The 14,077-nt window shown below is 60.4% G+C and carries 13 protein-coding genes; 8 read left to right on the top strand and 5 right to left on the bottom strand.

Going from position 1 to position 14,077, the window contains the following annotated elements:
* Positions 1–3 precede the first annotated feature (3 nt).
* A complete protein-coding gene (locus BA011_RS27035) occupies positions 4–705 on the top strand; it encodes a ribulose-phosphate 3-epimerase (protein WP_065283050.1) in 702 nt (233 codons plus the stop codon).
* Positions 706–719: 14 nt separating this feature from the next.
* Positions 720–1,685 (top strand): ROK family protein, encoded by a 966-nt coding sequence (locus BA011_RS27030; protein WP_065283049.1) that lies wholly within the window; start codon positions 720–722, stop codon positions 1,683–1,685.
* Between the two features lie 57 nt (positions 1,686–1,742).
* Here BA011_RS27030 and BA011_RS27025 read toward each other — a convergent pair whose 3' ends face one another.
* Positions 1,743–2,756 (bottom strand): substrate-binding domain-containing protein, encoded by a 1,014-nt coding sequence (locus tag BA011_RS27025; RefSeq protein ID WP_065283048.1) that lies wholly within the window; start codon positions 2,754–2,756, stop codon positions 1,743–1,745.
* A 268-nt stretch (positions 2,757–3,024) separates the two neighbouring features.
* On the opposite strand from BA011_RS27025, the gene BA011_RS27020 reads away from it, so the two are divergent.
* The 6 genes from BA011_RS27020 (at position 3,025) to BA011_RS26995 (ending at position 9,227) form a co-directional block, all read left to right on the top strand.
* Positions 3,025–4,290, top strand: a complete 1,266-nt coding sequence (locus tag BA011_RS27020; protein ID WP_065283047.1) for an ABC transporter substrate-binding protein — start codon at positions 3,025–3,027, stop codon at positions 4,288–4,290.
* A 69-nt stretch (positions 4,291–4,359) separates the two neighbouring features.
* The gene (locus tag BA011_RS27015; RefSeq protein WP_065283046.1) at positions 4,360–5,346 is read left to right on the top strand and encodes a carbohydrate ABC transporter permease; all 987 of its coding nucleotides are present in this window, start codon (positions 4,360–4,362) and stop codon (positions 5,344–5,346) included.
* Entirely contained in the window at positions 5,346–6,176 is an 831-nt protein-coding gene (locus BA011_RS27010) for a carbohydrate ABC transporter permease (protein ID WP_065283045.1), read from the top strand. Before BA011_RS27015 ends, BA011_RS27010 begins: the two co-directional genes overlap by 1 nt.
* 11 nt (positions 6,177–6,187) lie before the next feature.
* On the top strand, positions 6,188–7,213 hold the full coding sequence (locus tag BA011_RS27005) for an ABC transporter ATP-binding protein (RefSeq protein WP_065283044.1): 1,026 nt from the start codon (positions 6,188–6,190) through the stop codon (positions 7,211–7,213).
* A gap of 63 nt (positions 7,214–7,276) precedes the next feature.
* Complete coding sequence (locus BA011_RS27000) at positions 7,277–8,062, top strand: ThuA domain-containing protein (protein WP_065283043.1); 786 nt, start codon at positions 7,277–7,279, stop codon at positions 8,060–8,062.
* Positions 8,063–8,189: 127 nt separating this feature from the next.
* On the top strand, positions 8,190–9,227 hold the full coding sequence (locus tag BA011_RS26995) for a Gfo/Idh/MocA family protein (RefSeq protein ID WP_065283042.1): 1,038 nt from the start codon (positions 8,190–8,192) through the stop codon (positions 9,225–9,227).
* A 145-nt stretch (positions 9,228–9,372) separates the two neighbouring features.
* Here BA011_RS26995 and BA011_RS26990 read toward each other — a convergent pair whose 3' ends face one another.
* From BA011_RS26990 to BA011_RS26975, 4 genes are all read right to left on the bottom strand, one after another.
* A complete protein-coding gene (locus BA011_RS26990) occupies positions 9,373–9,768 on the bottom strand; it encodes a DUF4112 domain-containing protein (RefSeq protein WP_011648837.1) in 396 nt (131 codons plus the stop codon).
* A gap of 170 nt (positions 9,769–9,938) precedes the next feature.
* The gene (locus BA011_RS26985; protein WP_065283041.1) at positions 9,939–11,012 is read right to left on the bottom strand and encodes an alcohol dehydrogenase family protein; all 1,074 of its coding nucleotides are present in this window, start codon (positions 11,010–11,012) and stop codon (positions 9,939–9,941) included.
* A gap of 14 nt (positions 11,013–11,026) precedes the next feature.
* Positions 11,027–12,406, bottom strand: coding sequence for an aspartate aminotransferase family protein (locus tag BA011_RS26980; protein WP_065283040.1), 1,380 nt, complete (start codon positions 12,404–12,406; stop codon positions 11,027–11,029).
* A 44-nt stretch (positions 12,407–12,450) separates the two neighbouring features.
* Positions 12,451–13,947 carry an NAD-dependent succinate-semialdehyde dehydrogenase gene (locus BA011_RS26975; RefSeq protein WP_065283039.1) on the bottom strand — a complete coding sequence of 499 codons (1,497 nt, stop codon included), beginning with the start codon at positions 13,945–13,947 and terminating at the stop codon, positions 12,451–12,453.
* Between the last annotated feature and the right edge of the window lie 130 nt (positions 13,948–14,077).

Raw genomic sequence — 14,077 nt, 5'->3', positions numbered from 1 at the left:
ACAATGACACCCCCCTCCAAGACCTGGATCGCGGATCTTCCGAAGGATCGCCTGATTGCCGAATTCTCCGTCTGGTCGGCCGATCTCGTGCGTCTGGCGGACGATCTGGCACGCGTCGATCCTCACGTCGACGTCCTCCACATCGATGTCGCCGATGGCCACTTCGCACCGGCAATGTTGTTTTTCCCTGATCTTGTTGCCGGTGTGCGCAAAGTGTCCGCGCGCCCGATCCATGTTCACCTGATGGTCGCCGACAGCATCCTCCTGTCGCAGATCGAGCAGTTCGCCGATGCGGGCAGCGACCTGATCAGTCTTCATGTCGAAAACGAAAGCGTCGCCGACCAGGCTCTCGATCTTCTCGATCGCCGCGGTGTGGCCGCCGGCATGGTGCTCAAGGTCGATACCCCAGTCGAGCGGATCGAGAAATACGCTTCCCGGCTGCGCTTTGTGACGCTGCTCGGCACGGCGATCGGCGTGAAGGGCCAGGGTCTCGACGGGAAGGCCGGCGCGCGGCTTCAGCAGGCAAAGCAAATCATCGGCGGCTGCGGTGCGGCGCACAGGATCGTGCTGGCGGCCGACGGCGGTATTCGCGAGCACACCGTGCCTCTTCTGCGCCAGTCGGGTGCGGAAACGGTCGTCCTCGGTTCCCTGGCTTTCAATGCGTCATCGCTCGACGAGCGGATGGCATGGGTGCGCGCACTCTAACTTATGGTCTTCACATGCAGCAGATTGCCATTGGAATCGACCTCGGTGGGACGCAGGTGCGCGCTGCCCTCGTCGACGAGCACGGCAGGATCCTGGCGCGTGCAGCCGAACCGACCGATGCGCTGGCGGGCCCCGACCGCGTGCTCGCCCAAATTTGCGGCCTGACCGATGGACTGCTTGCAGCATCGAACCCCGCCTCGGTGGTGGGCGTCGGCGTATCCGCTCCGGGCCCGCTCGATACGGTCGCGGGCGTCGCCTCGAATATCCCGACGCTCTCAGGCTTTGTCGATTTTCCACTGAAGGCGGAGTTGCAGAAGCGGTTTCCGTTTCCGGTCGACCTCGAGAATGATGCGATTGCCGCTGCCATCGGCGAGTGGCAGTTCGGAGCCGGCAAAGGGCTCGACAATCTGGTCTATGTCACGGTGAGCACTGGCATTGGCGGTGGCGTTGTGTCGGATGGTCGCGTCGTGCGCGGCCGCAAGGGCATGGCAGCCCATGTCGGGCACATGTCGGTCGTGCCGAATGGAGAGCTTTGCCCCTGCGGCAACAGGGGTTGTTTCGAGGCCTACGGATCCGGAACGGCTTTTGCGCGCCGCGCCCAAATGCGGGTGATGGAATCCAGCGGGACGACGATCGGCAGCGACGGCGGCACCATCGACAGCCGCAGCGTTTTCGCAGCCGCAAGAGATGGCGATCGTCTCGCAAATCAACTGATTGACGAAGAAGCGGAAATTCTCGGTCGCGGCTTCACCAGCCTGATCCATATCTTCAGTCCCGATATCATCGTTATGGGAGGCGGGCTTTCCCACGAGTTCGACCGGCTGCAACCCGGCATTCAAGCCTACATCACGCAATGGGCAATGCCGGCATTCAAGGATGTCAGGGTAATGCTGGCGGCGTTGGATCAGAACTCGGGCCTGGTCGGCGCAGCGGCTCTGGCGTTTCTGAGCGGCAAGGTTCCTGCGATCGATCAGCTTTAGAAAAGCAGGCCGATCCTGCGTGCGTCGGTAAACGCACCATCGAGAGGTTGCTCTCCGTCAGGGCGGCGGGGCGGTACTTTCCCTCAGGATCAGTTCGACTGGCCACAATTCGTGGACCTCATCCACGGCACGTCCAGCGATAAGCTGTAGCGTTAGCTCAGCGCATCGCGTGCCCGCGGCACGCATGGACGATCGTGTTGTCGAGAGCGACGGCACCATGCTTTCGGCCGTTAGATATGGGAAGACGTCGTCATGGGCGATGACGGAAACATCCTGCCCTACCGTCATCCCAAGCGAACGGACGGCACGGTAAACACCAAGCGCTGTCATCGTGGAACCGGCAACGATGGCGGTCGGCGCATTCGCCCTCTCCAGAAAAGAGCGGGCATGTCGAAAGCCGCTCTCGTCGGAGAATTTATCGCAGACCATCAGGTTGGGATCGGCGACGAGCCCACGTTCCTGGTGCGCGACCCGAAAACCCTGCTCGCGATGGATCGAATACGTCTTGCCCCGCAGACCATTGATCATGGCAATGCGCCGATGCCCGAGATCGAGCAGATGTTCGGTGGACCGACGCACGGCATTTTCATTGTCGATATCGAGCCACGCGTGAACGTGCTCGGACTCCGACCGGCCGTGAACCAGGAAAGGCAGGCCTAAGCTGTTCAGCACTCCGATCCGCGGATCCCTCGGGCGAGGCGAATGAATGATCACCGCATCCACCCGGCGGCTTTCGACCAAGCGTCGGTAGGCCTGCATCTCGTCCTCATCATTGTGTGCGGTAATAGGCGTGATCAGAATATCGGTATCGGCCGTTTCCAGGCGCTGTGCCATCCCCGACATGAATTCGGCAAAATGGATTTCTCCCGACCGCGCCATCATGACGCCTATCGCTCCGGCTCTCCCCGTCTTTAGCCGCACGGCATTGATATCGGGGCGGTAGCCAAGGCGCATTGCTTCGCTTGCAACCCGGGCACGCGTGGCTTCGCTCACCTCTGGGTAGCCGCTGAGCGCACGGCTGACCGTCGTCGGAGAAAGTCCTAGCTGCTTTGCAAATTCGCGAAGTTTCATCGGATGTCTTCTTTGTCCCGGCAATCAATGGACGATGCGTTGGCGATGCGCAACGGGCAAGTTGCCTAATTCGGCCGGGTTGAAATCGATTTCAATTTCGTCGACTCAGGATGCCTCGCGGATAAGTCAGAATTCCCTCAAAAATTGTAAACTGTATGGTATATGCCGATAGACGCAACTTAATAGCGTTCATTTGGCGACTTGACGCCGTTAAAGCCTTCTGCAATGTTCTCTTGGCCAAATCGATTTCAATTTCTGGGAGGAGATCATGAAAAAATTTGCTTTGGGCTTGTCCGCGCTCGGAATCGCCATCGCGGCTGCCGGCCCGATCCGCGCTGCCGAAATTTCCTTTGCCGCCAACACCACGGGAAAAAACGTCGAATTCTTGAACAAGCAGCTGGCTATTTTCGAGAAAGATACCGGCAATCAGGTCAAGCTCGTGACCATGCCGTCATCGAGCAGCGAGCAGTTTTCTCAATATCGCCTGTGGCTTGCTGCTGGAAACAAGGACGTCGATGTCTATCAGACCGATGTCATCTGGGCACCGCAGCTTGCCGACCAGTTCGTCGATCTGAAAGAGGCGGCCAAGGACGTGGTCGGCCAGTTCTTCCCGTCGATCATCGCGTCTCAGACTGTCAATGGCCGGCTTGTGGCGCTGCCGTTGTTCACCGATGCTCCGGCGCTGTTTTACCGAAAGGACCTGCTGGAGAAATATGGAAAACAGCCGCCGAAGACCTGGGACGAGATGGCAGCAACCGCCAAAGAGATTCAGGATAAGGAACGCCAGGCCGGACAGAAGGACCTCTGGGGCTACGTCTTCCAGGGCAATTCCTACGAAGGGCTTACCTGCAACGGACTGGAATGGGTGAAATCGTCGGGCGGCGGCCAGATCGTCGAGCCGGACGGGACGATCTCGATCAACAACGAGAAGGCGGCAGCCGCGCTTGAACGGGCCAAGGGCTGGATCGGCACGATCTCACCGCCAGGGGTGCTCGCATATCAGGAAGAAGAATCGCGCGGCGTCTGGCAGACCGGCAACGCCGTCTTCATGCGCAACTGGCCTTACGCCTATTCTCTCGGAAACGGTGCCGACAGCTCGGTGAAGGGCAAGTTCGACGTGATGACGCTACCGGTTGCAGCCGTCGGCGATAAGCCGTCTTCGACACTTGGCGGCTGGAACCTGGCAGTTTCGAAACATTCCGAAAAGCAGGACGCAGCCATCGCGCTCGTAAAATTCCTGGCGTCGAAGGACGTTCAAAAGGCACGTGCCATCGAACTCTCCAATTTGCCGACGCTGACGGATATTTATGACGACAAGGATGTTGCTGCCGCGCAGCCCTTCATGCCGAACTGGAAGCCCATTTTCCAGGACGCGGTGCCACGCCCTTCGGCGACGGCCAAGGTAAAGTACAACGAGGTGTCCTCGAAGTTCTGGACTGCAGTGCACAATACCCTGTCAGGCAGCGGTTCAGCTGCCGAGAACCTCGAGCTTCTCGAAGCCGACCTAACGACCCTCAAAGGCGACGCTTGGTGAATATTCCGACCGGCGGCTGTCAGGCCGCCGGTCCGGTTTTCGGACGCGCTAACGAGGGATAGACGTTTCATGAGCGAAATCGTAGTTCCACAAGCAGTCAAGCCCAGGGTTTCCCATTTCAGAGCCACCACGGAGTTGCGGTCCGAGCGTATTCGATCGGCATGGATGTTTCTGGCGCCGACGCTGTTGATCTTGGCAATCGTCGCTGGCTGGCCGCTGTTCAGAACGATCTATTTCAGTTTTACGAATGCGTCGCTGAACGACCTTGGCAATGCGCAGTTCGTCGGCTTTGACAATTATTTGTCTTGGATGACGCTGAAGAGCGGAAGGACCGTCTATCGCGGGCTGCTTGCCGATCCGGTCTGGTGGAATGCCGTCTGGAACACCGCCAAGTTTACCGTCCTTTCGGTGGTAATCGAGACCGTACTCGGGCTGATCGTCGCCTTGGTGCTGAACGCACGGTTCGTCGGGCGTGGGATCGTACGGGCCGCAATCCTCATTCCTTGGGCGATCCCAACAATCGTCTCAGCAAAGATGTGGGCCTGGATGCTCAATGATCAGTTCGGCATTCTAAACGATATTCTGCTCGGCTTCGGTCTTATCAGCGAGAAGATTGCCTGGACCGCTAATCTGGAAACGGCGATGATCGCCGTGCTGATCGTCGATGTCTGGAAGACGACGCCCTTCATGGCGCTTCTGATTCTTGCGGGACTACAGATGGTTCCGGGAGACATCTATGAGGCTGCCAAGATCGATGGCGTCAATCCGGTCAAGGTTTTCTGGCGTCTGACGCTGCCGCTGATCCGACCGGCTATCATGGTTGCCGTGATCTTCCGGATGCTGGATGCGATGCGCATCTTCGACCTGATCTATGTACTGACGCCCAACAATGCGCAGACGAAGACCATGTCGGTCATGGCGCGCGAGAACCTGTTCGACTTCGACAAGTTCGCCTACGGCGCCACCGCGTCAACGGTGCTTTTTCTCATCATTGCCTCCGTAACCGTCCTTTATATCTGGCTCGGTTGCGTCAAGCTCGGCGGGGAGGAACGTTGATGCTGATTTCGATCGCCAAGAATACGCTCTTCTACCTGCTCGTCACAATCATCGTCATCATTGCGGTATTTCCGTTCTACTATGCAATCCTCACGAGCCTGAAGACCGGCACGGCCCTTTTCAAAGTCGATTATTGGCCGACCTCGATCTCCTTCGGCAACTACACTTCCGTGATGGGCCAGGGCGGTTTCGTCCGCAGTCTGGCGAATTCCGCTATGATCGCCTGCGTCGTGGTTTCAGCATCGCTGCTACTTTCGATCACCGCTTCCTTCGCTTTAGCCCGGGTGCACTTCCGCGGGCGGGCACTGTTGATGTTGACCATCCTCTCGGTGTCGATGTTTCCGCAGATTGCCGTTCTTGCGGGCCTCTTCGAACTCATCCGCTGGATCGGCATCTTCAACACGCCGTTCGCGCTGATCTTTTCCTACATGATCTTCACGCTCCCCTTCACCGTCTGGGTGCTGACGACCTTCATGCGGGAATTGCCGATCGAGATCGAGGAGGCGGCAATCGTCGACGGCGCCTCACCATGGGTCATCATCACCCAGGTGTTCATGCCGTTGATGTGGCCGGCGCTGGTAACAACCGGACTGCTCGCCTTTATCACCGCCTGGAACGAGTTTCTTTTCGCGCTGACATTCACATCGTCGGATACGCAGCGAACCGTCCCGGTTGCGATCGCCCTGCTTTCGGGCAACAGCGCATTTGAGATCCCGTGGGGCAACATCATGGCGGCTTCAGTAATCGTCACCGTACCGGTCGTCGTGCTTGTTTTGATATTTCAGCGCCGGATCATTTCGGGACTGACCGCCGGCGGCGTCAAGGGTTGAGGGAGTAGGACATGGCAGAAATCCGACTGGAGAATATCCGCAAGAGCTTCGGCGCTTTCGAGGTGATCAAAGGCGTGACGATGGACATCCGCCGGGGCGAGTTCATGGTGTTCGTGGGGCCGTCGGGATGCGGCAAGTCCACGCTGCTGCGGCTTATCTCCGGGCTCGAGGACATCACGTCGGGAACCCTCTCCTTCGACAACAAGACGGTGCACCAGCACGCGCCGTCGAAGAGAGGGATCGCCATGGTGTTCCAGTCCTACGCGCTCTACCCGCATATGACGGTCTTCGACAACATGGCTTTCGGCATGAAACTTTCCGGGAGCACCAGAGACGAATGCCGCCGGCGCGTTGAACAGGCCGCCGGTATGCTGCAGCTCTCACCCTACTTAGACCGCTTACCGCGACAGCTTTCCGGCGGCCAGCGTCAGCGCGTCGCAATCGGCCGGGCGATCGTACGCGATCCCAAGGTCTTTCTCTTCGACGAGCCGCTGTCCAACCTCGATGCGGCGCTTCGCGTCGCGACGAGGCTGGAAATCGCGAAGCTTCATCGCAGCATGCACAACACGACGATGATCTATGTGACCCATGACCAGGTCGAGGCCATGACACTCGCCGATCGGATCTGCGTGTTGAGGGACGGCGTCGTCGAGCAGATCGGCACGCCGCTGGAACTTTACGAAAGCCCCAATTCGGTCTTCGTTGCCGGCTTCATCGGTTCGCCGAAAATGAATTTCCTCTCGGGCGGGCTGGCGCAACCCTATGATAGCCATACGATTGGCGTGCGCGCAGAACATGTTCGCATCATGCCCGAGTCGCCCGTTTGGAGCGGCACGGTCATCCATTCAGAAATCCTCGGCGCCGATAGCTTCGTCTATCTGGATATCGGAGCGGATGAGCCGTTCGTCGTGCGGGAAGCCGGTGTCTCCCGCCACGCGCCCGGCCAAACACTTGGCCTTGTGCCGCTTGCCGGCCACGTTCACCGTTTCGACCGGTCGGGCCGGGCGCTTGAGCGAGCATCCATGCGGGCTGCCTGATTTTCCCAGGGTCGATGTTTCTCCCAAGGCTCGATCCATTTTTAACTAAAAGGAGAGAACGACGTGACCATTCGCACCGTTGTGTGGGGTGAGAACATCCACGAGAATACCAATGAGATCGTCCGGGGGATCTATCCCGAGGGCATGCACACGACGATCGCCAATGCGCTGAACACCGATCCAAGTATCTCGGCGACGACAGCGACGCTGCAGGAGCCGGAACACGGCCTCAGCGAAGCCCGCCTTACTGAGACCGACGTCTTGACCTGGTGGGGCCACAAGGATCACGGCGCGGTCTCCGATGCCGTCGTCGAGCGTGTCGCCAAGCGCGTCTGGGAAGGCATGGGCCTGCTGGTGCTGCATTCCGGCCATTTCTCCAAGATCTTCAAGCGGCTGATGGGCACGCCCTGCGCGCTGAAATGGCGCGAGGCGGGTGAGCGCGAGCGTCTGTGGACGATCAACCAGCGCCATCCGATCGCTGCCGGCATCGGCGAGCATTTCGAGCTTGAGAACGAGGAAATGTACGGCGAGCAGTTTTCGGTGCCGGAACCGCTCGAAACGGTGTTCATCTCCTGGTTCCAAGGCGGCGAAGTGTTCCGCTCGGGCCTGACCTGGCGCCGCGGCGCCGGCAACATCTTCTATTTCCGCCCCGGCCACGAGACCTATCCGACCTATCACGACGTCAATGTCCAGAAGGTGCTGATCAACGGCGTGAAGTGGGCCTATAAGCCTGAGGGATCGTTGACTGGTATCACCGACGCTCCAAATGTGCGGGTAGAAAAGGCACTGGAGCCGATCGTCGAACGTGGCCCGAGACTGCACCAGGCCGGCGAAGCCGGTTACCGCTGAGGAATTGAAACATCTTCCTTGGGCGTGGAGACCATGACAGACGGGCTATCGGCAAGGGTGTCTGGCGCTTGTGAAAGACGATCGATTTTTGCTGCTAACAGTTCGATAAACGACCATGAGGACAAAAATGCGCTTGATCATTCTCGGAACCGGAGGATGGGCAAACACCCATGCCATGAATTTTTCCGAAATCGCCGACGTAAAAATTGTTGCTGCTGTCGATACGGACGAGGTCCGGCTGCGGGCCTTCGCGCTCAGGCATGGTATCCCACTTACCTTCACGTCGCTTGATGACGCTCTTGCCTGGGGAGAGTTTGACGCCGTGACCAATGTCACGCCGGATCGCGCGCATTATTCCACGACAATGAAGATACTCGGCGCCGACAAGCATGTCCTCTGCGAGAAGCCGCTTGCGGTTAACTACCGCGAAGCCAAAGAGATGGCCGACGCTGCCGCTGCGTCCGGCAGGGTCACGATGGTAAACCTTACCTATCGTAATGTAGCGCCGCTGCAAGCAGCGCGTAAGATGGTGCTGGACGGACGCCTCGGCGCGATCCGCCACTTCGAAGCGTCCTATCTCCAGAGCTGGCTGGTCTCAAAGGCGTGGGGCGACTGGACCAAGGAATCGCAATGGCTTTGGCGGCTGTCGACAAAGCACGGCTCCAATGGCGTGCTGGGCGATGTCGGTATCCATATTCTCGACTTCGCGGTTTTTGCCGCCGGAAGTGACGTCAAGGCGGCCGCATCGCATCTTAAGGTGTTCGACAAGAGCCCCGGAAATCGGATCGGCGAGTATGATCTCGATGCAAATGACAGTTTCTTGATGATGGCTGAACTCGAAAATGGTGCCGCTGGCGTCATCCACGCAACGCGCTGGGCGACTGGCCATCTGAACGAATTGCGCCTGCGCCTGCATGGAGACAAGGGCGCGCTGGAGGTGGTGCATACACCTGAAGGTTCGACGCTCAGGGCCTGCGAAGGTCCCGATGCCGACAAGGCAATCTGGCGTAAGATCGAGGTCGAACCGGTTATCACCAATTTCCAGCGATTTGCAAATGCCGTGCAAAAGGGGCAGCTGGATGAGCCTGGTTTCGGCCACGCGGCCAAGCTGCAATTCGTTCTTGACCACGCAGTGAAGACGGCCGGTGCTCTGACTGAACTTTAAGCGCAGGCGCTCCGGTTCAGTGCCACCTCTGCAGGTGCTCGTCGTTTTAAGGCGAGGGCACCGGTTACGCGGCCTCGTTGGAACCGGTGCCGACGGCCTCATACAAATTCCTCGACAGGGGAGTTGCAAAGGGACGTCGGCTTGGTCAGATGCGCCGGTTCAACTCATCTTCGCTGATCCCAAAGTGGTCGAGAATGATGCCGACGTTTCGGCGATGAGATTTGAAATAGACGTCGAAGATATCGCCAAGCAGCGGAACGGTTCCGCCGGCGGCGTCGATCCCGAGATTGACGGCCATGCGTGCGAGCTTGTGGGTGGGAATGCCGAGGCGTCTTGCCTCATCGATGATGAAAAGACCGATGAGGGATGCGGCAATGTCGCCGACGGCCGGGATAAGGCCGAGAATCGAGTCTGCACCGATCCGCACGCCGATGACAGGCAATCTGACCGCGGTATCCATCAGACGCGCTATGCCGACGGCGCGCCGAATTCTGCCGAGTTCAATGGACGTCAGGTGTTTCGTGCTGGCGGAGGCTGGCATCAGCGACCTTTTGGCGCGAACGACCGTTCCGCCTCCTCGAGTGAGGGCGCGGGAAGGATGTCGTCGCATTGCTGCGAAATAGTCGGACGCAGCGAAAGCCCGGTGCCATCATGAGTTTCCATGGCCGTGAAACGCTGCAAACCCGATAAGGTTCGCTCGCAAAGCAAGGATCATCTGTCGTCGGGAACCACGACCAATTTGCCGACGAAGTTCTTCGCCATGAAATCGGTCTGCGCGCGGTGGAATTCCGATAGCGGATAGACGCCGCCGACGAGAGGCCGGATCTTCCGGCTTTCGATGTAGCCGACGATCCGGCGGAAGTCGGCGCGGCTTCCCTGGCTCGAGCCGTGCAGCTCGAGCTGCTTCAGATACATGGTCCGCAAATCGAGCTGGACGACCGGGCCGGCGATGGCGCCGGCTGTCGTGTAGCGGCCTTCGGGGCGCAGGATCTTCAGGAGGTCGTTGAACAGCGGCCCGCCGACGAGATCGGCGACGACATCGATCGGCTGGCCACGGCTGGCGGCATGGACGGCTTCGACGAGATCGCCCTTGCCGCGGGTCACCACCGCCTCGGCGCCGATATCGAGCATCGCCGCTTCCTTGCCGGGACCTGCGACCGCGATCGGGATGGCGCCGCGGGCCCGCGCGAGCTGAATGATCGCCGAGCCGACGCCGCCCGAGGCGCCGGTCACCAGAACGCGTTCGCCGGCAACAAGCCTTGCCCGTTCCAGCATGCGCTCGCCGGTCAGATAGGCGCAGCAGAAGGTGGCGAGTTCGACGTCGGTCAGATCGGTTGCGACGACATGGGCGTTCTCGGCCGGCAGTGCCATGTATTCGGCATAACCGCCGTCGCGGCCATGGCCCATATAATCGATGTCGGCGAGGCTGTCGTCGTCGCGGTTATACATCGAGAAGTCGACCATGACGCGTTCGCCGATGCGCGCCGGATTAACGCCAGCGCCGACGCCGACGATATGGCCGACCGTATCGGTGCCCTGAATGCGCGGGAATGTCAGCGTATTGCCTTGCCTGCGCCATGTGGAGACGGCGGACGGATCATCCTCGGTGCCGTAGGCGCCCTGGCGTACCCAGACGTCGGTATTGTTCATGCCGCAGGCCGTGACGCGGATCAGAACCTCGCCGTCCGCGGGTCTCGGGACGGGCACGTGCCTGTCATAGACGAGCTTGTCCAGACCGCCATGGCCGGTGAGCAATACGGCCGCCATCGTTTCCGGGATCGTCATACCGCTCTTCTCCCTCAGATGTTCTTGAAGACGGTTTCGATCGCATCCGCCGCGGCCTTGACCACGATATCGGCCTCCTCGCGTGTCAGGCAGAGCGGCGGGGCGAAGCCGAGGATGTCGCCCTGCGGCATGGCGCGGCCGATGACGCCGCGTTCGAGGAGGGCGGAAGCAACCTGCGGACCGATCTTGCGGCCGGCATCGAAGAACGTGCGGTCGTCCTTGTCCTCGACGAATTCGACGGCCGCCATCAGTCCGTCGCCGCGGACTTCGCCGACGTTGCGGTGGCCGCCGACGGCCTTTGCGAGTTCCGAGCGGAAATAGGCGCCGGTCGTGCCGGCATTCTCGACAATGCCGAGTTCATCGATCAGTTCGAGATTGGCGATGCCTGCGGCAGCACAGATCGGGTGAGCGGAATAGGTCCAGCCGTGACCGATCGCTCCCAACTGATCGGAACCCTGCACCAGGACTTGCCACATCTTGTTCGAAACGATTGTGCCGGAAAGGGGAGCATAGGCCGAGGTCAGGCCCTTGGCGATGGTGATCAGGTCCGGCTTCATGCCGTAATGATCCGAGCCGAACATCGTGCCGAGGCGGCCGAAACCGGTGACGACTTCATCGGCGATGAGCAGGATGTCATATTTGTCGAGCACGGCCTGGATCTTCTGCCAGTAGCTTTTCGGCGGCGGCACGATGCCGCCGGTGCCGAGAATGGGTTCGCCGATGAAGGCGGCGATCGTTTCCGGGCCTTCGGCGATGATCATTTCCTCGAGCTTGTCGGCGCAATGTTGCGAGAACTGCTCCTCACTCATCGACCGGTCGGGGCGGCGGAAATAATAGGGTGCTTCGGTGTGCAGCACCGGCGCCCGCGGCAGATCGAAAGCGTTGTGAAAGAGCGCCAGGCCGGTGAGGCTGCCGGTCATGACGCCGGAGCCGTGATAACCGCGCCAGCGTGAGATGATCTTCTTCTTTTCCGGACGGCCGAGGATGTTGTTGTAGTACCAGATGAGTTTGATGTTGGTCTCGTTGGCGTCCGAGCCGGAGAGACCGAAATAGACGCGGCTCATGCCGGCGGGGGCGCGGTCGATGATCATCTTCGAAAGCGTAATCGAGGCTTCCGTGCCGTGTCCGACATAGGCATGGTAATAGGCGAGGTTCTTTGCCTGTGCGGCGATCGCGTCGGCGATCTTCTGGCGACCGTAGCCGACATTGACGCAATAGAGGCCGGCAAAGGCGTCGAGGCTTTTGCGGCCTGTCGTGTCGGTGATGTAGACGCCTTCGCCGCCGGCGACGACACGGGTCGGCGTCTCGCCGCGGGCATGCCCACCCATATGGGTCGAGGGATGGAAGAAGTGATCGCGGTCCCAGGCGGTGAGTTCGTTACTTCTATCGAGCATGTCGTAGCCTCTTTCTTGAAAATGGGGGCTCACTTGAAATGGGGTCAGGCGGCCGTGTCGATGCAGAGATATTTGAGTTCGGTGAAGGCCTCGAGCCCATGGCGTGAACCCTCGCGGCCGAGGCCGGACTGCTTCCAACCGCCGAAGGGAATGGGAGCGCCGGTGATTTTTACGCGGTTGACGGCGACCATGCCGTATTCCAGCGCGCGGCCGAGCCGCATCTGGCGGGCGCCGTTCTCCGTGACGATATAGGCGACAAGACCATATTCGGTATCGTTGGCGCGGGCGACGACCTCTTCTTCCGTGTCGAAGGTGGTAACCGCCGCCACTGGCCCGAAAGTCTCCTCGCGCATGATCAGCGCATCCGCCGGCACATCGGTCAGCAACGTCGGCTCATAGAAAAGCCGGCCGGCCTTGTGGCGCCTGCCGCCGGTGACGAGCCGTGCGCCATGCGCCAGCGCGTCGGCGACCTGTCCCTCGACCTTGGCGACGGCGCGTTCATGCATCAGCGGTCCGATCTCGGCGCCATCCTCGAGCCCCGGACCAACTTTCAGTTCGGCAATGCGGTCTGCGAAGGCCTTGGCAAAGCCATCGGCGATCCGCCGCTGGACGAAGATCCGGTTGGTGGCAAGGCAGTCCTGGCCGGAGGTTGCAAATTTGGCGTTGACGGCGATCTCGACCGCCTTTTCGATATCGGCGTCGTCGAAGATGATCAGCGGAGCGTGGCCGCCGAGTTCCATCACCAGCCGCTTCAGGGTCGGCGCGCATTGGGCGGCGATCAGCCGTCCGATCCCGGTGGAGCCGGTAAAGCTCATGGCGCGCACGTGAGAGTCGGAGCACATCCGTCCGACGATCGTTGCGGCATTGCCGGTGACAACGTTGAAGACGCCGGCGGGAATGCCGGCACGCTCGCCGAGCTCGGCAAGGGCCAGTGCCGAAAGCGGCGTCTCGGAGGAGGGGTGGGCGACGACCGTGCAGCCGGCGGCCAGCGCTGCGGCAGCCTTTCGGGTGAGCATGGCAGAGGGGAAATTCCAGGGCGTGACGATGCCGGCGACGCCGAGCGCCTCGCGCCTGACGATCATTTCCGCGCCGGGCAGATGGCTGGTCACGCTTTCGGCGTTCAGCCGCTTGCCTTCCTCGGCATACCATTCGACGAACGAGGCGGCGTAATCGATCTCGCCACGCGATTCCGCGATCGGCTTACCCTGTTCGAGCGTCATGATCAGCGCCAGATCCTCCTTGGCCGCAAGCATCAGCTCAAACCATTTGCGCAGGATCGCCGCACGGCCCTGCGGCAGCATTGCGCGCCAGCCGGCGAAAGCCTCCGACGCAGCATCGATCGCCACTGCCGTCTCATCGGCGCCAAGGCTTGCAACCCAGGCCAGCGTCGCCGAAGAAGCGGGATCGGTGACCTCGAAACTTTTCCCTGTTTTGCCGGCAATCCACCGGCCGCCGACATAGGCCAGATCGCGCAGGAGATGACGGTCGGCGAGCCGCGACAGCGCGTCATGATAGGCGGGGCGGGCAAAAACGGCGGTCATGTCCAGTCTCCTCGTGGCGGTTGACGCAAGTCTTCCACGGGAGCGGGCGAGAGATTGTCTGTTGGCGGATGCGAAAAGAGAGAGATGGTCTAAAGGGCGGCGGCCTGGCAGAGAGATTGTCTACGATGTG

Source organism: Rhizobium leguminosarum, from assembly GCF_001679785.1.
In the GTDB taxonomy this organism is placed as follows: Bacteria; Pseudomonadota; Alphaproteobacteria; order Rhizobiales; family Rhizobiaceae; genus Rhizobium; species Rhizobium leguminosarum_R.
Note: the sequence above shows the minus strand (reverse complement) of the source record. Positions and strands in the feature narration are given on the sequence as shown.